Annotated in this window: 28 protein-coding genes; 26 read left to right on the top strand and 2 right to left on the bottom strand. The window is 63.6% G+C overall.

Annotated features, from left to right (window positions below; genetic code table 11):
• The first annotated feature begins 46 nt into the window (after nucleotides 1–46).
• The 22 genes from rpsH (at nucleotide 47) to glmM (ending at nucleotide 16,342) form a co-directional block, all read left to right on the top strand.
• The gene (gene rpsH / locus AC3ENJ_RS05750) at nucleotides 47–439 is read left to right on the top strand and encodes a 30S ribosomal protein S8 (RefSeq protein WP_320414959.1); all 393 of its coding nucleotides are present in this window, start codon (nucleotides 47–49) and stop codon (nucleotides 437–439) included.
• Between the two features lie 31 nt (nucleotides 440–470).
• Entirely contained in the window at nucleotides 471–1,007 is a 537-nt protein-coding gene (gene rplF, locus AC3ENJ_RS05745) for a 50S ribosomal protein L6 (RefSeq protein WP_431813367.1), read from the top strand.
• A 2-nt stretch (nucleotides 1,008–1,009) separates the two neighbouring features.
• Nucleotides 1,010–1,381, top strand: coding sequence for a 50S ribosomal protein L18 (gene rplR, locus AC3ENJ_RS05740; protein ID WP_190781370.1), 372 nt, complete (start codon nucleotides 1,010–1,012; stop codon nucleotides 1,379–1,381).
• A complete protein-coding gene (gene rpsE / locus AC3ENJ_RS05735) occupies nucleotides 1,378–2,103 on the top strand; it encodes a 30S ribosomal protein S5 (protein ID WP_190781371.1) in 726 nt (241 codons plus the stop codon). The genes rplR and rpsE overlap by 4 nt, the downstream gene beginning before the upstream one ends.
• On the top strand, nucleotides 2,103–2,312 hold the full coding sequence (gene rpmD, locus AC3ENJ_RS05730; RefSeq protein WP_190781372.1) for a 50S ribosomal protein L30: 210 nt from the start codon (nucleotides 2,103–2,105) through the stop codon (nucleotides 2,310–2,312). Before rpsE ends, rpmD begins: the two co-directional genes overlap by 1 nt.
• 2 nt (nucleotides 2,313–2,314) lie before the next feature.
• Nucleotides 2,315–2,785 (top strand): 50S ribosomal protein L15, encoded by a 471-nt coding sequence (rplO, locus tag AC3ENJ_RS05725; protein ID WP_190781373.1) that lies wholly within the window; start codon nucleotides 2,315–2,317, stop codon nucleotides 2,783–2,785.
• Nucleotides 2,786–2,981: 196 nt separating this feature from the next.
• Nucleotides 2,982–4,295 carry a preprotein translocase subunit SecY gene (gene secY, locus AC3ENJ_RS05720; protein WP_190781374.1) on the top strand — a complete coding sequence of 438 codons (1,314 nt, stop codon included), beginning with the start codon at nucleotides 2,982–2,984 and terminating at the stop codon, nucleotides 4,293–4,295.
• Between the two features lie 100 nt (nucleotides 4,296–4,395).
• A complete protein-coding gene (locus tag AC3ENJ_RS05715; protein ID WP_190781375.1) occupies nucleotides 4,396–4,962 on the top strand; it encodes an adenylate kinase in 567 nt (188 codons plus the stop codon).
• A 91-nt stretch (nucleotides 4,963–5,053) separates the two neighbouring features.
• Complete coding sequence (map, locus tag AC3ENJ_RS05710) at nucleotides 5,054–5,896, top strand: type I methionyl aminopeptidase (RefSeq protein WP_190781376.1); 843 nt, start codon at nucleotides 5,054–5,056, stop codon at nucleotides 5,894–5,896.
• 37 nt (nucleotides 5,897–5,933) lie between these two features.
• A complete protein-coding gene (gene rlmN / locus AC3ENJ_RS05705) occupies nucleotides 5,934–7,082 on the top strand; it encodes a dual-specificity RNA methyltransferase RlmN (RefSeq protein ID WP_190781377.1) in 1,149 nt (382 codons plus the stop codon).
• A 236-nt stretch (nucleotides 7,083–7,318) separates the two neighbouring features.
• Nucleotides 7,319–7,540: a translation initiation factor IF-1 gene (gene infA, locus AC3ENJ_RS05700; protein ID WP_016997072.1), complete on the top strand. Its 222-nt coding sequence runs from the start codon at nucleotides 7,319–7,321 to the stop codon at nucleotides 7,538–7,540.
• 91 nt (nucleotides 7,541–7,631) lie between these two features.
• On the top strand, nucleotides 7,632–7,745 hold the full coding sequence (gene rpmJ / locus AC3ENJ_RS05695; RefSeq protein WP_016997073.1) for a 50S ribosomal protein L36: 114 nt from the start codon (nucleotides 7,632–7,634) through the stop codon (nucleotides 7,743–7,745).
• 161 nt (nucleotides 7,746–7,906) lie between these two features.
• Nucleotides 7,907–8,275, top strand: coding sequence for a 30S ribosomal protein S13 (gene rpsM / locus AC3ENJ_RS05690; RefSeq protein WP_303382525.1), 369 nt, complete (start codon nucleotides 7,907–7,909; stop codon nucleotides 8,273–8,275).
• Nucleotides 8,276–8,334: 59 nt separating this feature from the next.
• Nucleotides 8,335–8,739, top strand: coding sequence for a 30S ribosomal protein S11 (gene rpsK / locus AC3ENJ_RS05685; protein ID WP_012397714.1), 405 nt, complete (start codon nucleotides 8,335–8,337; stop codon nucleotides 8,737–8,739).
• 144 nt (nucleotides 8,740–8,883) lie between these two features.
• A complete protein-coding gene (locus AC3ENJ_RS05680; RefSeq protein ID WP_190781379.1) occupies nucleotides 8,884–9,903 on the top strand; it encodes a DNA-directed RNA polymerase subunit alpha in 1,020 nt (339 codons plus the stop codon).
• A 74-nt stretch (nucleotides 9,904–9,977) separates the two neighbouring features.
• A complete protein-coding gene (gene rplQ, locus AC3ENJ_RS05675) occupies nucleotides 9,978–10,739 on the top strand; it encodes a 50S ribosomal protein L17, sunset domain variant (protein ID WP_190781380.1) in 762 nt (253 codons plus the stop codon).
• Between the two features lie 73 nt (nucleotides 10,740–10,812).
• Entirely contained in the window at nucleotides 10,813–11,703 is an 891-nt protein-coding gene (truA, locus tag AC3ENJ_RS05670) for a tRNA pseudouridine(38-40) synthase TruA (protein ID WP_431813366.1), read from the top strand.
• 80 nt (nucleotides 11,704–11,783) lie between these two features.
• A complete protein-coding gene (locus AC3ENJ_RS05665; RefSeq protein WP_190781382.1) occupies nucleotides 11,784–12,047 on the top strand; it encodes a hypothetical protein in 264 nt (87 codons plus the stop codon).
• 287 nt (nucleotides 12,048–12,334) lie between these two features.
• The gene (gene rplM / locus AC3ENJ_RS05660) at nucleotides 12,335–12,778 is read left to right on the top strand and encodes a 50S ribosomal protein L13 (protein ID WP_016997080.1); all 444 of its coding nucleotides are present in this window, start codon (nucleotides 12,335–12,337) and stop codon (nucleotides 12,776–12,778) included.
• Between the two features lie 31 nt (nucleotides 12,779–12,809).
• Nucleotides 12,810–13,319, top strand: coding sequence for a 30S ribosomal protein S9 (gene rpsI / locus AC3ENJ_RS05655; protein WP_190781383.1), 510 nt, complete (start codon nucleotides 12,810–12,812; stop codon nucleotides 13,317–13,319).
• Nucleotides 13,320–13,921: 602 nt separating this feature from the next.
• Entirely contained in the window at nucleotides 13,922–14,941 is a 1,020-nt protein-coding gene (ppk2, locus tag AC3ENJ_RS05650; protein WP_431813365.1) for a polyphosphate kinase 2, read from the top strand.
• Nucleotides 14,942–14,989: 48 nt separating this feature from the next.
• Nucleotides 14,990–16,342 (top strand): phosphoglucosamine mutase, encoded by a 1,353-nt coding sequence (gene glmM, locus AC3ENJ_RS05645; protein WP_431813364.1) that lies wholly within the window; start codon nucleotides 14,990–14,992, stop codon nucleotides 16,340–16,342.
• Nucleotides 16,343–16,417: 75 nt separating this feature from the next.
• Here the strand turns inward: glmM and mscL are convergent, their stop codons facing one another.
• Nucleotides 16,418–16,846, bottom strand: coding sequence for a large conductance mechanosensitive channel protein MscL (gene mscL, locus AC3ENJ_RS05640; protein ID WP_190781386.1), 429 nt, complete (start codon nucleotides 16,844–16,846; stop codon nucleotides 16,418–16,420).
• 87 nt (nucleotides 16,847–16,933) lie between these two features.
• Nucleotides 16,934–17,890: a type I pantothenate kinase gene (gene coaA / locus AC3ENJ_RS05635; protein WP_190781387.1), complete on the bottom strand. Its 957-nt coding sequence runs from the start codon at nucleotides 17,888–17,890 to the stop codon at nucleotides 16,934–16,936.
• Nucleotides 17,891–17,966: 76 nt separating this feature from the next.
• Between coaA and glmS the strand changes: the two genes are divergently transcribed.
• From glmS to glgX, 4 genes are all read left to right on the top strand, one after another.
• Nucleotides 17,967–19,850, top strand: coding sequence for a glutamine--fructose-6-phosphate transaminase (isomerizing) (glmS, locus tag AC3ENJ_RS05630; RefSeq protein ID WP_431813363.1), 1,884 nt, complete (start codon nucleotides 17,967–17,969; stop codon nucleotides 19,848–19,850).
• Nucleotides 19,851–19,951: 101 nt separating this feature from the next.
• A complete protein-coding gene (locus AC3ENJ_RS05625) occupies nucleotides 19,952–20,323 on the top strand; it encodes a holo-ACP synthase (protein WP_431813362.1) in 372 nt (123 codons plus the stop codon).
• A complete protein-coding gene (locus AC3ENJ_RS05620; protein ID WP_431813361.1) occupies nucleotides 20,316–21,965 on the top strand; it encodes a bifunctional ADP-dependent NAD(P)H-hydrate dehydratase/NAD(P)H-hydrate epimerase in 1,650 nt (549 codons plus the stop codon). The genes AC3ENJ_RS05625 and AC3ENJ_RS05620 overlap by 8 nt, the downstream gene beginning before the upstream one ends.
• 97 nt (nucleotides 21,966–22,062) lie before the next feature.
• Nucleotides 22,063–24,246 (top strand): glycogen debranching protein GlgX, encoded by a 2,184-nt coding sequence (gene glgX, locus AC3ENJ_RS05615; protein WP_431813360.1) that lies wholly within the window; start codon nucleotides 22,063–22,065, stop codon nucleotides 24,244–24,246.
• The last annotated feature ends 4 nt before the right edge of the window (nucleotides 24,247–24,250 follow it).

The following is a 24,250-nucleotide window of genomic DNA, read 5'->3' as shown; positions in this document are numbered from 1 at the left end:
CGGCCGGGAAACCGTGACGAGGAAGGGCATGTGCCCAAACATGACAATGACAGATCCTGTCGCAGACATGCTGACGCGTCTGCGTAATGCGAACTCCGCGTACCACGACACCGTGAGCATGCCGTACTCCAAGCTGAAGGCTCGGGTTGCGGACATCCTCAAGGCCGAGGGTTACATCGCGGACTGGAACGAGGAGCCGGCCAAGGTCGGCAAGACCCTCGTTCTGTCCCTGAAGTTCGGCCCCAACCGTGAGCGCTCCATTGCAGGCGTTCGCCGCATCTCCAAGCCAGGTTTGCGCGTTTACGCGAAGTCCACCAACTTGCCGAAGGTTCTCGGCGGTATGGGCATCGCGATCCTCTCCACCTCTTCGGGTCTGCTGACTGATAAGCAGGCCGGCAAGAAGGGCGTGGGCGGGGAAGTCCTCGCGTACGTCTGGTAATCGGTAGCACAGAACACGAAAGGAAGAGAACATGTCACGTATTGGACGTCTCCCGATCTCTGTGCCCGCCGGTGTGGAGGTCGCTGTGGACGGTACCGTGGTGAAGGTCAATGGCCCCAAGGGCGAATTGACGCAAACCGTGGCCGCTCCCATCACCGTGGTAGTTGAAGACGGCACCGTTCAGGTGTCCCGCCCCAACGACGAGCGTGAATCCCGCGCTCTGCACGGGTTGACTCGTACCCTGATCGCCAACATGGTCCAGGGTGTCTCCGAGGGTTACAGCAAGCAGCTGGAAATCGTCGGAACCGGTTACCGCGTGCAGGCCAAGGGTGCCAACCTGGAGTTCGCTCTGGGCTACAGCCACCCTGTCCCGTTCGAAGCTCCGGACAGCATCACGCTGTCCGTGGAAGGCGCGAACAAGGTCACCGTGGCCGGAATCGACAAGCAGCAGGTTGGCCAGGTCGCCGCGAAGATCCGCAAGCTGCGTCTGCCCGATCCCTACAAGGGCAAGGGCGTGCGTTATGCCGGCGAGCAGATCCGCCGCAAGGCCGGAAAGGCTGGTAAGTAATCATGGCTCTCGTAATCAAGGGCAAGTCGAAGTCCGCTCAGCGTGCACGCCGTCACCGCCGCGTACGCAAGTACGTTGTCGGCAGCGCTCTGCGTCCCCGTCTCGTAGTGACCCGTTCCGCGCGTCACATGGTCGCTCAGGTGATCGACGACGACAAGGGTGTCACCCTGGCGTCCGCTTCCACCATGGAAGCTGACCTGCGGTCCGCCACGGACGACAAGACCGCCAAGGCCAAGCGCGTGGGCGAGCTCGTTGCCGAACGCGCCAAGGCTGCCGGAATCGAAACTGTGGTTTTCGACCGCGGCGGTAACAAGTACCACGGCCGCGTGGCCGCGGTGGCCGATGGTGCCCGTGAAGGAGGTCTGGCGCTGTGAGCGAGCAGAACAATGAGAAGGAAACCAAGGTGAGCGAAGCCACCAACGCTTCCAACGAAGCTACCGAGGCTCAGCAGGGAACTGACGACAACCGCGGTGGCCGCGGCGGTCGCGGCAACCGCAACGAGCGGGGTGGCCGCGGCGAACGCGGCGGTCGTAACGAACGCGGCGGCCGTGGTGGCCGTGGCGGTCGTGACGAGGAGAAGGACAAGTTCCTCGAGCGCGTCGTCACCATCAACCGCGTGTCTAAGGTGGTCAAGGGTGGCCGCCGCTTCAGCTTCACCGCCCTCGTGGTGGTTGGCGATGGCAACGGCATGGTCGGCGTGGGTTACGGCAAGGCCAAGGAAGTTCCCGCCGCCATTTCCAAGGGCGTTGAGGAAGCCAAGAAGAATTTCTTCCGGGTTCCTCGCGTGGAAGACCGCACCATCCCGCACCGTGTGCAGGGCGAAGCCGCTGCCGGTGTCGTGATGTTGCGTCCGGCCACCCCGGGTACCGGTGTTATCGCCGGTGGCCCGGTGCGTGCCGTACTCGAGTGCGCGGGCATCCACGACGTGTTGTCCAAGTCCTTGGGTTCGTCCAACCAGATCAACATCGTGCAGGCAACCATTGAGGCCCTGCGGATGCTCGAAGAGCCCGCTTCCGTGGCTGCCCGTCGTGGCCTGCCCATGGACGAGGTTGTTCCGGGCCCGCTGCTGCGCGATATCCAGAAGGCAGGTGCCTGATGAACGGAAAGCGCATTCAGGCCGACGGTGCCAACCTGCGTATCAAGCAGATCCGCTCCATGGTCGGTCAGAAGCAGAACATGCGTGACACCCTGCGTTCGCTGGGCTTGAAGAAGCCGGGCAATGTGGTGGTGCGCAAGGCCGATGCGGCGACCGCGGGCATGATCAATACCGTGTCGCATCTCGTAGAGGTTGAGGAGGCCGAGTGACCATGGCTGAAAACATTGGGAGCAAGAAGCAGCACGCCCTGAAGGTTCACCACCTGCGTCCGGCCCCCGGATCTCACCAGTCCAAGACCCGTGTGGGTCGTGGTGAGGCTTCGAAGGGTAAGACTGCCGGTCGCGGTACCAAGGGCACCAAGGCGCGTTACCAGGTGAAGGCCGGCTTCGCCGGCGGTCAGCTGCCGTTGCAGATGCGTCTGCCCAAGCTGCGTGGTTTCACCAACCCGTTCCGGGTGGAGTACCAGGTTGTGAACCTCGACCGTCTGGGCGAGCTGTTCCCCGAAGGGGGCACGATCGGTATCTCCGATCTGGTCGCCAAGGGTGCGGTCCGCAAGAACCAGCCGGTGAAGGTTCTGGGCACCGGGGAGATCTCCGTTGCACTGAACATCACCGCGGACAAGTTCTCCGCCTCAGCAGCTGAGAAGATCGCCGCTGCCGGCGGTTCCACGCAGACCGCGTGAGACCGAACGCAGTCATCGGTTGTAGGGTGTAACCCTGAACTGAAGCGGGCCCCGTGCCGTATTGTCGGCGCGGGGCTCGCTACTTTTATCGGGGTGTCGGTGCTCACTTCCCAGCGTGCGCGCGCGGCATCCTTCGCTAGACTTGCCCGGGGTCGGGACCGGCCGGGCCAACACTGAAGTTTTTGGAGGAGGACCTGTGCTCAGTGCTTTCGCACGGGCGTTCACAACGCCGGAACTGCGCAATAAGCTGCTGTTCACCCTCGGGATCATCGTGATCTACAGGTTGGGCACTTTCATCCCCGCGCCTGGCGTGGACTACGGCAACGTGCAGCAGTGTCTGGCCTTGGGTAACACCAGCGGTGGCGTGTACGACCTGGTCAACCTGTTCAGCGGCGGCGCGCTCCTGCAGTTGTCCATCTTCGCGCTGGGTGTGATGCCTTACATTACGGCCAGCATCATCGTGCAGCTGTTACGCGTGGTCATTCCCCGTTTCCAGGAACTCCACGAAGAGGGCGCCCAGGGGCAGACCAAACTCACGCAGTACACGCGTTACCTCACCATTGGTCTGGCCGCGCTCAACGCCACCACGGTGGTGTCGCTGGCTCGCTCCGGCGCTCTGCTGGGCGACTGCCCCCTGCCGATCATTCCCGATGACTCGCTGATGATCCTGGTCATCATGATCCTTACGATGACCGCCGGCACCACCTTGATCATGTGGCTCGGTGAACGCATCACCGACAGGGGCGTCGGTAACGGAATGTCCTTGTTGATCTTCACGTCCATTGCCGCGACCTTCCCCTCTGCCCTCGGTGACATTCTGCGCACCCGCGGTTGGGGTCTGTTCCTGGGAGTGTGCGCGGTGGGCCTGGTGGTCATCACGTGCGTGGTGTTCGTCGAGCAGTCACAGCGCCGCATTCCTGTGCAGTACGCCAAGCGCATGGTGGGTCGCCGCACCATTGGCGGTACCAGCACCTATATTCCGCTCAAGGTCAACATGGCCGGGGTGATCCCCATCATCTTCGCGTCATCCATGCTGATGCTGCCGTCCATGATCGCCCAGTTCGGAATGCCCAATGACGGCTCACCGGTGCCGGGTTGGGTCAACTGGATCAACACGTACCTGACATCGGGAGACCACCCGTTCTACATGGTCACGTACTTCCTGATGATCGTGGCGTTCACGTACTTCTACGTGTCCATCACCTTCAACCCCGAGGAAGTCTCCAACAACATGAAGCGCTACGGGGGGTTCATCCCGGGCATCCGTGCGGGGCGCCCCACGGAAAACTACCTGCGCTACGTGCTCTCCCGTATCACCCTGCCCGGTGCCCTGTACCTGGGCATCGTGTCCATGATCCCGCTCGTGGCGCTGGTGCTCTTTGACGCCAACCAGAATTTCCCGTTCGGCGGCCCGTCGCTGCTGATCATGGTGGGCGTGGGTCTGGACACCGTGAAGCAGATCGACGCGCAGTTGCAGCAGCGCCATTACGAGGGGCTGCTGCGGAAGTAGTCGGCCACCGAGTTCTGACGATGCCTGGGGATCGACCCCGCGAGTGGGTCGTTGCCAGTAAAGTGGTGGGGGACCAGAGAAGTTCGTGCAAGGAGAAACCATGACCCGTATGTTGATCATCGGACCGCCAGGCGCTGGCAAGGGCACGCAAGCGGCTCGTATTTGTGAACGATTGAGCGTTCCTGCGATCTCCACCGGGGATATCTTCCGTGCGAATATCAAGGAGCAGACCGAGCTCGGTCAGGAAGCCCAGCGTTACACGGACCAGGGCAACCTGGTCCCGGACTCAGTGACGAACTCCATGGTTCGGGATCGTCTGGCGCAGTCCGATGTCGACAACGGTTTTCTGCTGGACGGTTACCCCCGCACCGTGGCTCAGGTCGAAGAGCTGGACAAAATCCTAGAGGTCAACGACACCCACCTGGACGTGGTGTTGCTGCTGACCGCGGACAATGACGAGCTCGTCAAGCGGTTGTTGGGGCGGGCCCAGGAACAGGGCCGAACCGATGACACCGAAGAGGTGATCCGGCATCGCCTGGACGTGTATGACGAGCAGACCGCACCGGTCGTCGAGGTGTACGACCGGCGTGGCATCGTGACTCAGGTGGACGGCCTCGGTGACATCGACGAGGTCACCGAACGCATCATGGCGACACTGGCTCGCTGAAGCAGATCGCGGCTGTAAGCCCTCGGAACGGCGCTGCTGTGCGCCGTCCGAGGGCTTAGCCGTTGTCAGTACACACCGCACTACGAAGGGAATGGTCACCGTGTTTGGTCGCCGCAAGGTAGAACTGAAGTCCGACACTCAGCTCGCGGTCATGGCCCGCGCGGGGGTGGTGACTTCGCGTGCCCTGGACGCCGCCGTCACCGCGGCCGTTCCCGGCGCCACGACCGCTGACGTGGACCGGGCCTTTCGGGACGTCCTCGCGGAGAACAACGCGGAGTCGAATTTCCTGGGGTACTTCGGCTACCCGGCCACAGTGTGTGTGTCCGTCAACGACCGGGTGGTGCACGGAATCCCAGGTAGTGACGTACTGGCGGACGGGGACATCGTCTCCATCGACGGCGGCGCCGTCGTCGACGGGTGGCACGGCGACTCGGCCCGGACCGTATTGGTGGGGGAGCACCACGACCCCGCGGATGTCGAGCTGTCCAAGGTGACACGCGCGGCCATGTGGCGTGGCATCGCCGCCATGGCCACCGGCAGCCACGTGGGGGACATCGGGCAGGCGGTCGAGGACTACGTGCACGGTGCGGTCGGGCAACGTCTTGGTATCCTGGAGGACTACGTGGGGCACGGCATCGGCACCGCGATGCACATGGCACCGGACGTTCCCAACTACGCGGTGCGCAACCGCGGGCCTCGACTGGTCGCGGGTATGGCGCTGGCCATTGAGCCCATGCTGGTGCGCGGAGGTATTGAAACCAGGATTCTTGAGGATGATTGGACCGTGGTGACCGTGGACGGCTCCAACGCGAGCCAGTGGGAACACAGCGTATGCCTGCACTCCAAGGGCCTGTGGGTGCTTACCGCTGAGGACGGTGGTGCTTCCGAACTCGAACCCCTGGGCGTACATCCCGTCCCGATAGCCGCATCCTGAACCGCACGCGCGGTCCGCACGAGCGAAAGGACCAGACATGGCCACCGAAACTGTAGAGATCACGCAGCGACCGAAACCCGGCCAGCTGGTGTTCAAGCCCGCTCGTCGCGGCAAGCCGCCGCAGCACCTGGCGGACCTGGATCTGGCCGGGCGTAAGGAAATGCTGCAAGAGGCCGGCTACCCGGCCTTCCGCGCCGCGCAATTGTCCAAGCACTACTTCGAGCGCTTTGAATCGGACCCGGAGAAGATGACCGACCTTCCGGCCGGTCAGCGCAAGGAGTTGGTTGCCGCAGCAATGCCACAGCTGCTGACCACGGTCAAGAACCTCAAGGCCGATCAAGGCATGACGGTCAAGTCCGTCCATCGCCTGTATGACGGCGCCATGGTTGAGTCCGTGCTGATGCGCTACAGCAAACGCGTGACCATGTGCATCTCCTCCCAGGCCGGTTGCGGCATGAACTGCCCGTTCTGCGCCACGGGCCAGGCCGGGTTGACGCGTAATCTTTCCGCCGCGGAGATCGTGGACCAGGTCGTGCAGGGTATTCGGGCCCTGCGTGACGGCGTGGTGGGCCCCGCGGAGGAAGCTCCCCTGCGCGTGTCGAACATCGTCTTCATGGGCATGGGTGAGGCGCTGGCCAATTACAAGGCCACCATGGGAGCCGTGCATCGCCTGATCGATCCCTCGCCCGAAGGCCTGGGCATTTCCGCACGCGGGTTGACCATGTCCACGGTCGGTCTGGTGCCGGGGATGCGCAAATTCACCCAGGAGAAGCTGCCGATCACCCTGGCGCTGTCCCTGCACGCGCCGGATGACGAACTGCGTGATGAATTGATCCCGGTCAACAACCGTTGGAAGGTCGATGAAGCACTGGATGCCGCCCGCGAATATTACGATGCCACCGGCCGTCGAGTCTCCATTGAGTACGCGCTGATCCGCGACATGAACGATCAGGGCTGGCGAGCGGATCTGCTGGGGGAGAAGCTGAACAAGCGCGGCGCCGGATGGGTCCACGTGAACCCCATCCCGTTGAACCCCACGCCGGGTTCCAAATGGACGGCGTCGCGCCCGGGAGTCGAGCAGAACTTCGTGGAGCGACTGCGCGCCCACGGCATCCCCACCACGGTGCGTGACACTCGCGGTTCCGACATCGACGGCGCATGCGGCCAGCTGGCCGCGGATGTCTAGGCCCGCAGCGGCGTCGTGGCCGGTAGCCCCTACCCGTTACCGGATTGCATATCAAGTCTCAACCGCGTATCGTATTGCGTTGGTTGTCTGTGCTCGCGCCCCTGAGCCCTGTCCAGCCACAAATCCACCCCGAACTCACGTTGCAGGGGTGAGTTGTGACTGCTGGCATTCAGCGGCGAGAGTTCTGTAAACCGTCCGGATAGATAACCGGACCCCTCGAAAAGTTAGCGGAGGATATGGCCAAGAAAGACGGAGTCATCGAGATCGAAGGCACTGTGGTCGAGGCTCTGCCCAACGCGTCGTTCCGTGTTGAGCTGAACAACGGTCACAAGGTGCTCGCCCACATCTCTGGGAAAATGCGCCAACACTACATCCGAATTCTCCCTGAGGATCGGGTCGTGGTGGAGCTGAGCCCGTATGACCTTACCCGAGGCCGGATCGTCTACCGCTACAAGTAGCACCATCGCGGCACCACACACCGCGCGGATCGCTGTGATCTGCGGGGTGTTTGCTGCGTTATTCACCACCACTAGTACGCGAAGGAATGCGATGAAGGTCCAACCGAGCGTCAAGCAGATCTGCGACAACTGCAAGGTGATTCGCCGTAACGGCCGAGTCATGGTGATCTGCTCGAACCCCAGGCACAAGCAGCGCCAGGGCTGACGGGAGCGCTCCCGCCCACGCAAGTGGATTGACAGAACGGACACTGCAGCCAGCACCGCACGGTGCGGCAACCCCCGGCACGGAGGCCGGAGACCGAACGCAACACCTTGTTCGGGACGCAGTGTTCAAGACCTCCGGACAGTACAAGGAGAACCGCCACCATGGCTCGTCTCGCAGGCGTAGACCTCCCCCGCGAAAAGCGGCTGGAAATCGCGCTGACTTACATCTACGGCGTGGGTCGTACCCGCGCACTCGCAACCCTTGACGCCACCGGCATCTCGGGCGATGTGCGCGTGAAGGATCTCACCGACGCTCAGCTCGTGGAGCTGCGCGACTACATCGAGGGCAACTACAAGGTCGAAGGCGATTTGCGCCGCGAGGTTGCCGCCGATATCCGCCGCAAGGTCGAAATCGGTAGCTACCAGGGTGTGCGTCACCGCCGTGGCCTCCCGGTCCACGGCCAGCGCACCAAGACCAACGCACGTACCCGTAAGGGTCCCAAGCGCACGGTCGCCGGCAAGAAGAAGTAATCGTGGTCGCCGCCCAAGCCGGTGGCTGATCAACGTCGAAGATCTTTGTAGGAGAATTAATGGCTCAGAAAACTCGCGCGACGGCTGCTCGCAAGCCGCGTCGCAAGGTTAATAAGAACGTGACTCAGGGCCAGGCCCACATCAAGTCCACGTTCAACAACACCATCGTTTCCATCACCGATCCCTCCGGTGCCGTCCTGTCGTGGGCTTCCGCCGGCGGCATGGGCTTTAAGGGATCACGTAAGTCCACCCCGTTCGCCGCTCAGCAGGCCGCCGAGGCCGCGGCCAAGGGCGCTCAGGAGCACGGCATGCGCAAGGTCGACGTGTTCGTCAAGGGACCGGGTTCCGGGCGCGAAACCGCTATCCGTGCACTGCAGGCCACCGGGCTCGAGGTTGGCTCCATTCAGGACGTCACCCCGTCCGCTCACAATGGTTGCCGTCCCCCCAAGCGCCGTCGCGTTTGATGCGCGCAGCGTGAGCACCGAACCCCTTTGGTTCGGTGCCCGCGCATCGACGCGGTGATCTCGCCTGGTCCCCGCGCACCTCACCCCTTGTTTTCCACCACCTGCGTGCGTCATATGGCGGAGGCACGCTGAAAGGAAACATCAGTGCTCATCGCACAGCGCCCCACCCTCACCGAAGAGGTAGTGGCAGATAATCGCTCCCGGTTCGTGATTGAACCGCTCGAGCCCGGTTTCGGCTACACCCTCGGCAACTCCCTGCGCCGCACTCTCTTGTCCTCCATCCCCGGTGCCGCCGTGACCAGCATCCGCATTGACGGTGTGCTGCACGAGTTCTCCACCGTGGACGGTGTCAAGGAAGACGTCACCGAGCTGATCTTAAACATAAAGAAGCTCTCGCTGTCCTCCGAGGAGGACGAGCCCGTGACCGCGTGGCTGCGCAAGCAGGGACCCGGCGAAGTGACTGCCGCTGACATCTCGGCTCCGGCCGGTGTCGAGGTCCACAACCCGGAACTGCACATTGCCACCTTGAACTCCAAGGGCCAGTTGGAGATCGAGCTGACCATTGAACGCGGTCGCGGCTATGTTTCTGCTTCGCAGAACAAGTCTGCGGATTCCGAAATCGGTCGCGTTCCGGTTGACTCCATCTACTCCCCGGTCCTCAAGGTGACTTTCCGCGTGGAAGCCACTCGTGTGGAACAGCGCACCGACTTCGACAAGCTCGTCCTGGACGTGGAAACCAAGGAGGCCATCACCCCGCGTGATGCTGTTGCTTCCGCCGGTACCACCCTGGTGGAGCTGTTCGGCCTGGCGCGCGAGCTCAACACCACGGCCGAGGGTATCGAGATCGGTCCGTCGCCCACGGATGCTGCTGCCGCCGCCGACATGGCCCTGCCCATCGAGGATCTGGAACTCACCGTTCGCTCCTACAACTGCCTGAAGCGTGAGGGCATCCACAGCGTGGGTGAACTGGTTGCACGCTCCGAGGCGGACCTGATGGACATCCGTAACTTCGGTGCCAAGTCCATTGACGAGGTCAAGGCCAAGCTCCAGGAGCTCGGTCTGGCTCTGAAGGACTCCCCGCCAGGTTACGACCTCGCCGCGCACGCAGCTTCGTTGGAGGACGAGGACGAGAACAACAACCCGTTCGACGTCGACCTCGACTGAAGTCTTACAACTTTCCCGTTTCTCACGAGGCAGCGAGCTAGCCGCGCGAGAGACCGATCACCAGGAGATCTACTATGCCTACCCCTACCAAGGGACCCCGTCTCGGCGGCGGGCCTACCCACGAGCGCATGATGCTCTCGAACATGTCCCAGCAATTGTTCGAACACAAGCGCATCACCACCACCGTGACCAAGGCCAAGCGCCTGCGTCCCGTAGCGGAGCGTCTGATCACCTTCGCCAAGCGCGGTGACCTGGCTGCTCGCCGTCGCGTGATGCGTCAGCTCAATGACAAGTCCGTGGTGCACGAGCTGTTCACCGCCATCGCTCCGGCCATGGACGGCCGCGACGGTGGTTACACCCGCATCACCAAGATCGGTAACCGCAAGGGCGACAACGCCCCCATGGCGGTCATCGAGCTGGTCATGGAGCCCGTTGCTACCAAGTCCACCGTGGCTGAAGCGGAAAAGGCCACGGAGAAGGCTGCCGTGGCTCCGGCCGCGCCGGTCGATACCCCGGCCGACACCACTGCCGAAGAGGTCAAGGCTCAGGAGATTCCCGCTGAAGAGCAGGCTCCCGAGACCCCCGAAGAGGCAGCCGAGGTCGCAGCCGAGAACCAGGACGCCGAGTTCGCCGGTTCGCGCGCACCGTTGGAGTCCGGTGAAGCCCCCGAGGGCTTCTCCATCAAGGGCAACAAGAACTCCATGAAGTACCACGTTCCCGGCTCCCGCTGGTACTCCGGTACCACCGCCGAGATCTGGTTCGATTCCCCGGCCAATGCCGAGGCCGCTGGTTTCCAGCCGGCCGGTGGCGCTGCCGCTCAGAAGATCGCCGAGTAAGCACTACGCTGCTCGTCCGACGCCGCCGCAGGTAACCTGCGGCGGCGTCGTCATTTGTGGGGAGGATATGACCATGTCGGGTGAGCTGGTGCGCTTGCGGATCGATGTCGCGTACGACGGCGCCCCGTTCAGCGGGTGGGCGAGGCAACCGTCGCTGCCCACGGTCCAGGGCGCGGTGGAGGCCGCGCTCGAGCTGGTTCTACGCCGCCCGGCGCGCACGGTTGTCGCGGGGCGTACGGATACGGGTGTGCATGCCCGGCGTCAAACCGTTCACGTGGATGTGCCGGTGTCCGCCTGGGAATCGGTGGCTGGCCGCGGTGGTGCGACTCCGGGGGAGGTGCTGGTTCGGCGGCTCAACGGTGCCCTCAATCGTGTACTGGGCAAGGACCGACTCAGCCAGGGGCTCGTCCTCGCGCTGGGTGCCATTGTCGTCCACGACGCCGCTGAGGCACCCGCCGGATTCGACGCCAGATTCTCGGCGCTATCCCGCAGCTATGCGTACCGGATCTCCGATGCCGCCGGCGGCCACGATCCGTTGACGCGCGGTTTTGCGTGGTGGGTCAATGACGAGCTCGATGTCCCGGCCATGAACTCCGCCGTGACGCATTTGCTGGGGCTCAACGACTTCTTGAGTTTCTGCAAACCCAGGGAGGGCGCTACGACGATTCGTGAACTGCAATCCGCATCGGTGCAGCGGGACGCCTCGGGTCTCGTGGTCGTGCGGCTCACGGCCGACGCGTTCTGCCATCACATGGTCCGTTCCGTCGTGGGCGCGGCCACTCGAGTGGGCCGGGGCAGCTACGGACAGGATTGGCTGGGGGAGCGGTTGGAGGCGCGTGTGCGCGATGCCCGCGTGTTGCTCGCGCCCCCGCACGGACTCGTGCTGGAATCCGTCGAGTACCCCGCGGATCACGAACTGGCCGCGCGCGCGGAGCGGACGCGGGCCAAACGCCCGCAGAGCTGAACCCCCTGCTGACCGGGCGGTTGAGTGAGTAGGCTCGGCGGCGGAGCGTGCATATTTGTTGCTCTGACCTGGAGGCATTCGTGACCGATTCAGCAACGGACTATCAACCACGGCCGAACTGGGGCGGGCCAGTCGCGCCGATAGCGGCGTGGGCGGGTGCCCTGTTCAGCCTGACCGCCGTGGGTTTCGCGCTCTCCGGTTACTCCGCTGGCACATGGCTCTCTTTCCCACTGGGGCTACTCGGTGCGGTTGCCGGGGGTAATGCGCGGCGCTTCTTGCCCATGATCCTGTGCATCATCGCGGCCTCGGCGCTGCCGCTTGCGATCTTGTTCACCGGATTCTGACGTCGGTACGTGAGCACGCGCCGTTGTGGGTTATTACCTGGTGAAATACGCAGACCCGTTAATTGGCGCAGATTTGGAGCTTCCGGTAACATAGATTGCTGTTGTGCGTGCCCGCCCGGTCACGTGTACCCAAAGCGGTTGCTCATGTTGCAGAGCGCAAGACCGATTGGTGCACCGGGGTTGCGGGAGCGCGGATGCCGCCAGGTTCTCACCCTGGCCCCGAAGCACAGCGAAACAACCCGACACGGTCCGTCGTGTCATCAGTAGACAAACGAAGGCAGATCAACGTGCGTACGTACACTCCGAAGCCCGGTGACGTCCAGCGTCAGTGGCACGTCATCGACGCCACCGACGTAGTCCTGGGTCGTCTTGCCAGCCAGACCGCAACACTGCTGCGCGGGAAGCACAAGCCGACCTTCGCTCCCCACGTGGACATGGGCGATTTCGTCATCATCATCAACGCAGAAAAGGTCGCACTGACCGGCGCCAAGCTGGAGCAGAAGCGTGCCTACCGCCACTCCGGTTACCCGGGCGGGCTCAAGTCCACCAACTACGCAGAGTTGCTGGAGAAGAACCCCACCCGCGCCGTGGAAAAGGCCATCAAGGGCATGCTGCCCAAGAACAAGCTGGCCGCTCAGCAACTTTCCAAGCTGAAGGTCTACGCAGGCCCTGAACACCCGCACTCGGCGCAGCAGCCCAAGCCCTACGAATTCACCCAGGTCGCCCAGTAATTCGGGCCAACGAGAGCACATAAGGAGAATCGTGGCTCAGAATACTGAAGAAGTAGAAGTAACCGAAGGTACCGAGGAGCTCAGCAGCTACACCTCGGAATCCACCGGCCCCGTCGAAGGTGGTGCCGCCGCTTCCGAGCGCGCGCCCCTCACCGTTTCCGGTCAGGCTGTCGGCCGCCGCAAGCAGGCCATTGCACGCGTGCGCCTGGTGCCCGGCTCCGGCAAGTGGATCGTCAACGGCCGCGAACTGGCCGAGTACTTCCCGAACAAGCTGCACCAGCAGGAAGTCAACGATCCGTTTCGTCTGTTGGACCTCGAAGGCGCCTACGACGTGACCGCCCGCATCTCCGGCGGTGGCCCCTCCGGCCAGGCCGGTGCCATGCGTCTCGGTATCGCTCGCGCACTGAACGAGATCGACCTGGAGCACAACCGTCCGGCACTGAAGAAGGCCGGCTTCCTGACTCGTGACGCCCGCGTCATCGAGCGCAAGAAGGCAGGCCTCAAGAAGGCCCGCAAGGCTCCTCAGTACTCCAAGCGCTAAACCTACGCGCCCACACGTCGAACACGGCGTGGAACCGGGGCCTCGCACACCGGCATCGTCCGCTGTGCGGGGCCCCGCTTCGCATTTAAGCGCCGTTAGAACCCGCCACTACCGATGAGGGCCCGTTGTAGCCCTGGCACGGCTCACCAGGGGCGCTACCGGCCCGTCAGACGTACTAGATGGTCCCGCCGGCACGTGGGGCGGGGCCACGGTTCACGGCCCGCGGCCAGAGGAGTGGTGGGCATCGACGTCGGCGCGGGAGACTCGAACACGCGGCAACGCGGGGGACGCCGGATGGCCTGCACGGGTGAGCCCCACGGGATCCCTGGGTTACCGGGACCTCATCCACGATCTGCTAGTACTGACGGCTGTCCCTGGGCTCAGCGAGCCCTACAGGGGACTTCACGGATTCCGCCAGGGTGGTGATTCGGCCCAGACTCGGATCCGAGGCCCCGCAACCCGGTGCGACAAGTGATGCGCTGCGGCGTCGGCGAAGTAACACCGCATCCATGGGCCTGCCTCAGCCAAACTCGTTGCATATGGGGCGTAAAATGAGACGTGGAGCACAGTGGCTCCGCACTCGAATCCACGAGAGGGCCCGGATGAGTAGGCAAACGGATCAAGACCAGAGCGAAAATTCTGCGACGAAGCCCAGCAACGGGCAAGCCCTCCCGGACGAACTAGCCCGGGAAGAACCCCACCGCATCTCCGTAGTGGAGGATTATGCCGCGGAGCTGGATGAACTAGCGGAGTTGGATCGCAAGCTCCACGGGGACACCGGTCTGTCCCGTTCCGACGCGTGGAAGCGCGGTTACCCCTACGACGAGAAGCTCAGCCGTAAGGAGTACGAGAAAACCAAGCGTGCTCTGCAGATCGAGTTGCTCAAGTTGCAGTTGTGGATCAAAGAGACCGGTCAGAAGCTGCTGATTATCTTCGAAGGCCGTGACGCCGCCGGGAAGGGTGGCGCGATCAAACGCTTCACCGAGCACCTCAACCCTCGTGGCACTCGCGTGATCGCGTTGGAGAAGCCCAGCGCCATTGAGCAAACGCAGTGGTACTTCCAGCGTTACGTCAAGCACCTGCCCTCCGGGGGTGAGATCGTGCTGATGGACCGATCGTGGTACAACCGCGCGGGTGTGGAACGCGTGATGGGTTACTGCACGTCGCAGCAGTACTACGAGTTCATGCGGCAGGCCCCCGATTTCGAGCGCATGCTGGCGAATTCCGACACCCGCCTGATCAAATTCTGGTTCTCGGTGACTCGCGCCGAGCAGTTGGCCCGCTTCCAGGCTCGCCGCACCGATCCCGTGCGTCAGTGGAAACTCTCACCCACTGACGTTGCCTCCCTGGACAAATGGGATGACTACACCGAGGCCAAGGAAGCCATGTTCTTCTACACGGACACCGGTGACGCACCGTGGACCGTGATCAAGTCCAACGACAAGAAGCGCGCTCGCCTGGAAGCCATGCGTCACGTGCTATCCCTCTTCGACTACCCGGACAAGGACCACTCCGTGGTGGGCGTCCCCGATCCCAAGATTGTGGGCGAATCCAATGACGTCATGGATGACAGCGGAGCGAACCCCGATGGGTTTCCCGTTGTCCGAACCGGTAACCACTAGTGGATGCGCTTCGCGGTTCTCGCGTGGCACGTCGTAGGATGACAGACGATGTCTAGAATTTTTGGAACGGACGGTATTCGCGGGCTCGCGAACGGCCTCCTCACAGCGGACCTTGCCATGGAGCTGTCACAAGCAGCCGCGATCGTATTGGGGCACGGGCATGCCAAGCCCGGTTCCCGACCGAGAGCGATTGTTGCCCGAGACGGCCGTGCGAGCGGCGAGTTCATTGGCGCAGCCGTCACCGCCGGATTGGCGAGCTCGGGCGTGGACGTGTACGACGCAGGGGTGATCCCCACCCCGGCCGCGGCGTACCTCGTGGCGGATATCGACGCCGATTTCGGTGTCATGATTTCCGCGTCCCACAACCCGGCTCCCGACAACGGCATCAAGTTCCTGGCACACGGCGGCAAGAAACTGCCGGATGCCATTGAGGACAAGATCCAGGAGGTCTACGAGAGGCGCGAATTCATGCGCCCCACCGGCGCCGAGGTCGGTCGCATCAACCGCCTCTCCGATGCCGAGGACCGCTACATCCTTCACCTGGTCGGAGCGATTCCGCACCGCCTGGACGGGCTCACGGTGGTTCTGGACTGCGCCAATGGCGCGGCGTCCGGCGCCTCACCGGACGCCTTCCGTGATGCGGGAGCCACGATCCATGTGATCGGCGCCCAGCCCGATGGCCTCAACATCAACGACGGCGTGGGTTCCACCCACCTGGGTCCTCTCAAGAAAGCGGTGCTCGAACACGGCGCGGACCTCGGGATCGCCCACGACGGCGATGCCGACCGGTGCCTTGCCGTCGACCACACGGGGACCGAGGTGGACGGCGATCAGATCATGTGCATTCTGGCCCTGGCCATGAAGGACGCGGGCAGGCTCAATCAGGACACCCTGGTGGCCACGGTCATGAGCAACCTGGGTCTGCAGTTGGCCCTGGAAAAACACGGCATTCATCTGGAACGCGCCGCGGTGGGGGACAGGTACGTCCTGGAATCCATGGTGGCCAACAACTACAACCTGGGCGGCGAGCAGTCCGGTCACGTGATCATGGCCGATTACGCCACGACCGGCGACGGCCTGCTGACCGGTTTGATGTTGGCCTCCCGTGTGGCCCAGACCGGTGTGCCGCTGTCGGAACTTGCCTCCGTCATGACCCGGATGCCTCAGACCATGATCAACGTGTCCAACGTGGACAAGGCCGCGGCCAAGACCCACCCCCAAGTTCTCGCGGCAGTCACGGACACGCAGGAGCGCCTGGGTGGAAAGGGTCGTGTGTTGTTGCGACCCTCCGGCACGGAACCGGTGGTGCGCGTGATGGTCGAGGCGGCGAGCCATGAGGAAGCCCGCCACGAAGCCGAAGCGCTCGTGAAGGTCGTCGAGCACCACTTGAGCTTGACCTGACAGCCACGGAAACTGTTCGGGCCCGCAACCACATGGCTGCGGGCCCGAACAGTTTCTACGGGGATTGAACACGAATTACAGGGTCTTGGAACCAGTGCCGTCCACCGGGCGGCCATCGCCGGCGACCAGTGCGTCGCGGATTTCGGTGAGCAGCAGGGTGTTGGGATCGGCTTCTTCGGCGGCCGGATCGATGCCCAGACGGCGGTTGCGGGCCTCGATCATTTTGTTCATCGGCAAGACGATGGCGAAATAGACAGCCGCCGCGATCAACAGGAAGTTGACGATGGCGGTCAGCAGGACGCCGAACCTGATGTCATTACCGTTGAAGGTGACCAGCGCGAAATTGTCGAAATTGGGGGATCCCACAACACCGGAGATGGCGGGCATCAAAACGGATTCCACCAGGGCGTTGACGATCTGGCCGAAGGCAGCCCCGATGATGACGGCAACGGCAAGGTCCAGGACGTTGCCCTTCATGATGAATTCTTTGAAACCATTAAGCATGGCCATAGATTACCCAAGCCTCGATGAATTCTCGTCATTACCAGCGTAGGAATCAGCCACAACTCGGCAATGAGTCAGCGAAAGATATCAATTCTTTCGAAGTAGCACCCGTCTGATCTTATGGTCCTGATCCTTGGACAGGATGAGCCGCGCTCGCCCTCTGGTGGGACGCACATTCTGCTCAAGGTTGGGTTCATTGATGCGTCGCCAAATGTCCGTGGCCACCTCGACCGCTTCCGCGTCCGTGAGGTTGGCATAACGGTGGAAATAGGATTGCGGACTGGCGAAGGCCGAGCTGCGCAGGGCCTGGAACCGTTCCACGTACCAGCGCTCAATGTCACCGGTTCGCGCGTCCACGTAAATGGAGAAGTCGAAAAAGTCGCTCAAGGCCAGAGCCGCACGATTTCCCGGTCCCAGTTTGGCGGGGGCGAGCACGTTCAAACCCTCGACAATCACGACGTCGGGCTTGGTCACCACTATTTCCTCGTCCGGGAGAATGTCATAGGTGGTGTGCGAGTACTTGGGAGCTCGAACCTCGGCGGCGCCGGATTTGATCTCGGACATGAAGCGCAGCAGCGCCCTGCGGTCGTACGACTCGGGGAAGCCCTTGCGATCCATGAGCCCGCGGCGGACCAGTTCGGCATTGGGGTAGAGGAACCCGTCCGTGGTGACCAATTGAACATTGGGGGTGGAAGGCCAGCGCGCGAGCATCTCGCGCAGCAGTCGCGCCGTGGTTGATTTACCGGCCGCGACGGAACCCGCGATGCCGATGACAAAGGGAGTGCGCGCGTGGTGCTCACCCAGGAACGCGTTGGTCTCAGAGTTGAGGTGATTCGCGGACGCGTCGTAGAGCGTGAGCAACCGGGAGAGCGGGAGGTAGACCTCGCGCACCTCGTCCACGTCCAGGCGGTCACCAAGACCGCGCAGGTTCTCAATTTCCTGCACGGTGAGGGGCACGTCTATTTCGTGCGACAAACGCGACCACGTCTGTCGGTCCAGCTCCACGAACGGGGATGCGCGATGAGTCAGTGACTGTGTGCTCATGATTCAGATCAGTCTAGGGCCGATGGCATGGCAGGCTACAGCAGGGACTCAGACGGTTTCCGGTAGAGTTCTCCGCATGTGTGGAATTGTGGGCTATGTAGGATCCCCGGACGTCAAAGCCGGTGGACACAACGCGTTGGACGTGATTCTTGAGGGTCTGCGCCGTCTCGAATACCGCGGATACGACTCCGCGGGTGTCGCTGTCATCGCGGACGGCACGGTGGATCACCGCAAAAAGGCGGGCAAGCTGACCAACCTCTTGAACGAGCTGGAGGCAGATCCGCTGTCGGCATCCCGGATCGGTATCGGCCACACTCGCTGGGCCACGCACGGTGGCCCCTCGGACGTCAACGCACACCCCCATGTGGTTGACGGCGGCAAGCTGGCCATGATCCACAACGGCATTATCGAGAACTTCAACGAGATCAAGCGCGAATTGGCCGCCGAGGGTGAGACCTTCGTGTCCGAAACCGACACCGAGGTCGCCGCGGTGCTGTTGGCCCGCACCTACAACGCGCAGCCCGCTGACTCCAAGGACCTGACCGTGGCGATGCAGGACACGAGCCGCCGCCTGGAAGGTGCATTCACGTTGCTGGCCGTGCACGCCGATCATCCCGACCGCGTGGTTGCATCGCGCCGTAACTCACCGCTGGTCATCGGTCTGGGCGAGGGCGAGAATTTCCTGGGCTCGGACGTTTCCGGTTTCATCGACTACACCAAGAAGGCTGTGGAGATGGGGCAGAACCAGATCGTGACCATCACCGCCGATGATTATCAGATCGTGGACTTCAACGGTAACCCCGCGGAGGGCAAGCCCTTCGACATCGCATGGGACGCCGCCGCAGCGGAGAAGGGTGGGTACCCGTCCTTCATGGAGAAGGAGATCCACGATCAGCCTTCCGCCGTGGAGCAGACCCTGCTGGGCCGCCTGGACGAATCCGGTCGCTTGACGCTGGACGAGATCAAGATCGACGAAGCCGTTCTGCGCTCGATCGACAAGATCGTGGTGATCGCCTGCGGGACGGCGTCCTACGCGGGGCAGGTGGCCCGTTACGCCATTGAGCACTGGTGCCGGATTCCCACCGAGGTGGAACTGGCCCACGAGTTCCGTTACCGCGATCCCATTGTCAATGAGAAGACCCTGGTCGTGGCGGTCTCCCAGTCCGGCGAGACCATGGACACCCTCATGGCCGTGCGACACGCGCAGGAGCAGGGTGCCAAGGTGGTTGCCATTTGCAACACCAACGGCTCCACGATTCCCCGTGAAGCGGACGCCGTGCTGTACACCCACGCCGGCCCCGAGATCGCGGTGGCCTCCACCAAGGCGTTCCTCGCGCAGATCACCGCGGCCTACTTGTTGGGTCTGTACCTGGCGCAGCTGCGCGGCAACATGTTCAAGGACGAAGTCGCCACCATGCTCACCGAGCTGGAGGCCATGCCTGCCAAGATCCAGCGCGTGCTCGACGAGATCGAGGGCGATGTCAAGGACTTGGCGCAGGCCATGAAGGACGCTTCCTCCGTATTGTTCCTGGGCCGCCACGTGGGCTTCCCCGTGGCCATGGAGGGCGCGCTCAAGCTCAAGGAGATCGCCTACATTCACGCCGAGGGCTTCGCTGCCGGTGAGCTCAAGCACGGCCCGATCGCGTTAATCGACGAGGGTCAGCCGGTCTTCGTGATCGTCCCGTCCCCCAACGGTCGTGACTCGCTGCACGCCAAGGTGGTTTCCAACATCCAGGAGATCCGCGCTCGCGGTGCCCTGACCATCGTGATTGCCGAAGAAGGCGACGATGCCGTCAAGGACTTCGCCAACGAGATCTTCTACGTGCCGGAGGCTCCCACTCTGCTGCAACCGTTGTTGGCCACCGTGCCGTTGCAGATCTTTGCTGCCGAGCTGTCGAGCGCCAAGGGCTACGACGTGGATCAGCCGCGCAACCTGGCCAAATCCGTGACCGTCGAGTAGTTCTTCCGACTCACGCCACGCCGACGGCGGGTGCTCACCGACCTCTCGGTGGGCACCCGCCGTGGTCATTCGTGTCCGCACCCGCGGGTAGGCTGGCGGGCATGATCGTGGGAACGGGCGTGGACATTGTGGACGTGGAGCGGTTTAAGAGACAGCTGGAGCGCACACCTCGGTTACGGGAACGGCTGTTCGTGGCGCACGAACGCGACCTGTCCTTGAACTCGCTCGCCGCTCGGTTCGCTGTGAAGGAGGCCGCGGCCAAGGCGCTGCTGGCCCCTCCCGGGATGATCTGGCAGGACTGCTGGATCACCAATGACGAACACGGCGCCCCCCGGTTGCACACCACGGGTACGGTGGCGGAGGTGGCCCAACGTCGGGGTGTGCAGACGTGGCACGTGACGATTTCCCACGACGGTGGGATGGCCGTGGCATTCGTCGTGGCCGAACGATCGGGAGGTCCCAAGAGTGATTGACGCATACACGGGCGCCGGCGTGCGCGCCGCGGAACAGCCCCTGCTCGATGCGGGCCACGGGGACATCTTAATGCGCCGGGCCGCGCTGGGATTGTCCCGGGTGTGCGAAACGCATTTGCGCCGCGCCAACCGCAAGGGTCTACTGTCCGGTACCACGGCCGTGATCCTGGTGGGCTCGGGCAACAACGGTGGCGATGGGCTGTGGGCCGGGTCGTTCCTCCGCCGCGCGGGCGTGATGGTTACCGCCATTCTGACCGGTTCCACGGCTCACCCGCAGGGTCTGAAGGCCCTGCGAGCCATGGGCGGTTCCGTGGTGCGCCTCGAAGGCCAGGGTGAAACTACCGACCCGACCTCGGCACCCGACGTGTCGATCGCCGGTTTCCACGCCGTCGACCGGGGCCAGGCGCTGTCCAAGATGACCTCCGCGCACCTGGTGCTCGATGCCATGCTGGGCACCGGGGCCTCGGGCGGTCTGCGCGGGGAGGCCGCGGCGCTCGTCGAGAACTTCAACACCTTCCAGCGCTCCAGCGCAACGGGCCCCCGCGTCGTCGCGTGCGACGTGGTGTCCGGTGTGGACGCGGATACCGGCGAGGCTCCCGAGCCGGTGCTGAAAGCCCACGCCACCGTGAGCTTCGGCGCGGCCAAGGTGGCCCACGTGGTGGCTCCGGGGGAACAACTGGCGGGGCAACTCACGGTCATTCCCATTGGTATCGAAGACCGGTTGGAGCATCCCTGCGTGTTCCGACTCGAAGCCCGGGACATTCGTGCCGCGTGGCCGCGGCCGACCGCCACGGACACGAAATACACCCGCGGGGTTCTGGGTGTGGTTGCGGGAACACCCAGTTATCCGGGTGCGGCCATCATGTCCACGAACGCCGCGGTGCACACCGGAGCGGGAATGGTTCGTTTCCTGGGAGACGCCTCCACGCGGGGCATGGTGCTGGCCCAGAGCCCCGAGGTGGTGTGTTCGGACAACCAACCCTGGGACGTTCACGTGCAGGCGTGGCTGGCGGGACCGGGCGTCGCCGACGACGAAAGTCAGGCCGCCAGGGTCCAAGCCGTGGTCGAAGCCCAGGAACCGGCCGTGCTCGACGCCGGTGCCCTCACCGCCGCCGCGCAGTCCGTTGCGGACGGACGCCTGGGTGCGCACAAAATTCTGACTCCGCACGCGGGGGAACTCGAGCAGGTCTTCGCATGGCTCAAGGGGTTCGGCGTCACTGACGACGCCCCGGACCGCGCCCGCATCGAAGCAGCACCCGTCCACTGGGCACGCGAGGCGGCTCGCCTGACCGGGGCAACCGTACTGCTCAAGGGCGCAACCACCATCATTGCCTCACCCGGGTCCGACGAGCAGGACCAGGTGTGCCTGAGCATCGGGCAGGCCAGCGCCTGGCTCGCCACCGCAGGATCGGGGGACACCCTCGCCGGGATCCTGGGCACCGTGGTTGCGCACGTGGCCGAGCACCCGGATGCCCTCCGCGGGCTCGGGGAATGGGCCCGCGGGGACGGTCGCTGGGCCGCCGCAGCCGCTCTGGGCGCCGGTGTGCACGCGCTCGCGTCATGCATTGACGGTGACGGCCCGGTGCCCCCCACGGTGCTGGCCGCCAACGTCCGCAGGGTGTTACGAACCAAGGGACAGTAAGTACCCGTTACTCTTGGGTGTTGGCCAACGACGCCCCAACGCGCCCGCGCGTACGCAACGTCGTTCGCCATGACATCAATCTCTAGGAGACAACCCCATGGAAGTTTGGCCCGGTCACGCCTATCCGTTAGGCGCCACGTTCGACGGCACAGGCACCAATTTCGCGCTTTTCTCGGAGGTGGCCGAAAAGGTTGCGCTGTGCCTGTTCGACGAGGACGGCCAGGAAACCCGCGTGGATGTCACCGCCGTGGACAGCTACGTGTGGCACGCCTACCTCCCGCAGGTCCAACCCGGTCAGCGCTACGGCTACCGCGTGCACGGCCCATGGGATCCGTCCCAGGGCCTGCGCTGCAACCCCAACAAGTTGCTGCTCGACCCCTACGCCAAGGCCGTGGAGGGTGGCATGGACTGGGACGAGTCCATGTTCTCCTACCACTTCGGTGACGAGGACTCCTACAACGATGAGGACTCCGCAGAGCACATGATGAAGGGCGTGGTGATCAACCCGTTCTTCGACTGGGAGGGCGACCGTACCCCGCACACGCCGTACCACAAGTCCGTGATTTACGAAGCCCACGTCAAGGGCCTGACCATGCAACACCCGGACGTTCCCGAGGAGCAGCGCGGAACGTACGCGGGTGTGGCGCACCCCTCGGTCATCGAGCACCTGCAGAAGCTGGGTGTGACGGCGATCGAGCTCATGCCGGTGCACCAGTTCGTGCAGGACTCCACGCTGTTGGACCAGGGGCTGCGCAACTACTGGGGCTACAACACCATTGCGTTCTTCGCCCCGCACAACGAGTACAGCTCGGCCTCCCACCTGGGTAGCCAGGTGCAGGAGTTCAAGGCCATGGTGCGCGCACTGCACCAGGCGGACATCGAAGTGATCCTGGACGTGGTCTACAACCACACCGCCGAGGGCAATCACATGGGCCCCACCCTGTCCATGAAGGGCATCGACAACAACGCCTACTACCGCACCGTTGACGATGACCACAAGTTCTACATGGACTACACCGGCACCGGGAACACCCTCAACGTGCGCCACCCGCACTCGCTGCAGCTGATCATGGATTCACTGCGCTACTGGGTGACCGAGATGCACGTGGACGGTTTCCGATTCGACCTGGCCGCGACTTTGGCACGAGAGTTCTACGACGTGGACAAACTCTCCACGTTCTTCGAGCTCGTGCAGCAGGACCCCATCGTCTCGCAGGTCAAGCTCATTGCTGAGCCGTGGGACATCGGCCCGGGCGGTTATCAGGTGGGCAACTTCCCGCCGCAGTGGACCGAATGGAACGGTAAGTACCGTGACACCGTGCGGGACTTCTGGCGCGGCGAGCCGGCTACCCTGGGCGAGTTCGCGTCCCGCATCACCGGTTCCGCGGACCTCTACGAGAACAGTGGCCGCCGTCCGTTCGCTTCCGTGAACTTTGTGACCGCTCACGACGGTTTCACGCTGCGCGATCTGGTCTCGTACAACGAGAAGCACAACGACGCCAACGGTGAGGGCAACAATGACGGCGAGTCCCACAACCGCTCCTGGAATTGCGGTGAGGAGGGTCCCACGGACGATCCCGCCGTTTTGGCCCTGCGAGCCCGCCAACAGCGCAACTACCTGACCACACTGCTGCTGTCCCAGGGCACCCCCATGCTGCTGCACGGTGACGAGCTGGGGCGCACGCAGGACGGTAACAACAACACGTACTGCCAGGACAACGAGCTGTCATGGATCAACTGGGAGCGCATGGACGGTCCGTTGGTCGAGTTCACGGCCGCGATCACGCACCTGCGGCAGAACCACCCCACGTTCCGCCGCTCGCAGTTCTTCGACGGCCGTCCTGTGGACATGGGCGAGCTCTCGGACGAAGATCCCATGCCGGACATTGCCTGGCTCAATGCGGACGGCACCCCCATGGTGCCGCAGGACTGGGATGAACCGCTGACCCGGTCCATGGGTATGTGGCTCAACGGACAGGGCATCGCGGGTGTGGACATGCGCGGTCGCCAGATCGTGGATGTGAACTTCATCGTGTACTTCAACTCGTCTCCCGAGGAGGTGGAGTTCACCCTGCCCGCCGCCAAGTACGGTGAGAAGTGGGAAGAGATCTTGGACACCGCCGGTGAACACGGTGACGGTGAAATTCGCGATCACTCCACGCGAATCACGCTGGCCGGTAAGACCACCGTGGTCCTGCGCGCGTGGGAAGCTCCCGAGGAGGAGCCTGACGCGTCCGTCGCGGCGTCCGTGGCCGCGTACGCCCAGGTACCCCAGAGTTAGTAGC

Source organism: Kocuria sp. cx-455 (assembly GCF_057707085.1).
The sequence above is the reverse complement of the archived record's forward strand: the minus strand, read 5'-3'. Positions and strand labels throughout refer to the sequence as shown.

Bases quoted from the DNA above. Each gene is read 5' to 3' on its own strand.
- rlmN (WP_190781377.1), top strand. From the start codon at position 5,934: ATGGCCACCGAAACTGTAGAGATCACGCAGCGACCGAAACCCGGCCAG.
- rplR (WP_190781370.1), top strand. From the start codon at position 1,010: ATGGCTCTCGTAATCAAGGGCAAGTCGAAGTCCGCTCAGCGTGCACGC.
- rpsH (WP_320414959.1), top strand. From the start codon at position 47: ATGACAGATCCTGTCGCAGACATGCTGACGCGTCTGCGTAATGCGAAC.
- mscL (WP_190781386.1), bottom strand. From the start codon at position 16,846: ATGCTTAATGGTTTCAAAGAATTCATCATGAAGGGCAACGTCCTGGAC.
- rplQ (WP_190781380.1), top strand. From the start codon at position 9,978: ATGCCTACCCCTACCAAGGGACCCCGTCTCGGCGGCGGGCCTACCCAC.
- AC3ENJ_RS05715 (WP_190781375.1), top strand. From the start codon at position 4,396: ATGACCCGTATGTTGATCATCGGACCGCCAGGCGCTGGCAAGGGCACG.
- rpsK (WP_012397714.1), top strand. From the start codon at position 8,335: ATGGCTCAGAAAACTCGCGCGACGGCTGCTCGCAAGCCGCGTCGCAAG.
- glgX (WP_431813360.1), top strand. From the start codon at position 22,063: ATGGAAGTTTGGCCCGGTCACGCCTATCCGTTAGGCGCCACGTTCGAC.
- infA (WP_016997072.1), top strand. From the start codon at position 7,319: ATGGCCAAGAAAGACGGAGTCATCGAGATCGAAGGCACTGTGGTCGAG.
- map (WP_190781376.1), top strand. From the start codon at position 5,054: ATGGTCACCGTGTTTGGTCGCCGCAAGGTAGAACTGAAGTCCGACACT.
- truA (WP_431813366.1), top strand. From the start codon at position 10,813: ATGTCGGGTGAGCTGGTGCGCTTGCGGATCGATGTCGCGTACGACGGC.
- rplF (WP_431813367.1), top strand. From the start codon at position 471: ATGTCACGTATTGGACGTCTCCCGATCTCTGTGCCCGCCGGTGTGGAG.
- AC3ENJ_RS05625 (WP_431813362.1), top strand. From the start codon at position 19,952: ATGATCGTGGGAACGGGCGTGGACATTGTGGACGTGGAGCGGTTTAAG.
- coaA (WP_190781387.1), bottom strand. From the start codon at position 17,890: ATGAGCACACAGTCACTGACTCATCGCGCATCCCCGTTCGTGGAGCTG.
- glmS (WP_431813363.1), top strand. From the start codon at position 17,967: ATGTGTGGAATTGTGGGCTATGTAGGATCCCCGGACGTCAAAGCCGGT.
- rpsM (WP_303382525.1), top strand. From the start codon at position 7,907: ATGGCTCGTCTCGCAGGCGTAGACCTCCCCCGCGAAAAGCGGCTGGAA.
- glmM (WP_431813364.1), top strand. From the start codon at position 14,990: ATGTCTAGAATTTTTGGAACGGACGGTATTCGCGGGCTCGCGAACGGC.
- rplO (WP_190781373.1), top strand. From the start codon at position 2,315: ATGGCTGAAAACATTGGGAGCAAGAAGCAGCACGCCCTGAAGGTTCAC.
- rpmD (WP_190781372.1), top strand. From the start codon at position 2,103: ATGAACGGAAAGCGCATTCAGGCCGACGGTGCCAACCTGCGTATCAAG.
- rpmJ (WP_016997073.1), top strand. From the start codon at position 7,632: ATGAAGGTCCAACCGAGCGTCAAGCAGATCTGCGACAACTGCAAGGTG.
- ppk2 (WP_431813365.1), top strand. From the start codon at position 13,922: ATGAGTAGGCAAACGGATCAAGACCAGAGCGAAAATTCTGCGACGAAG.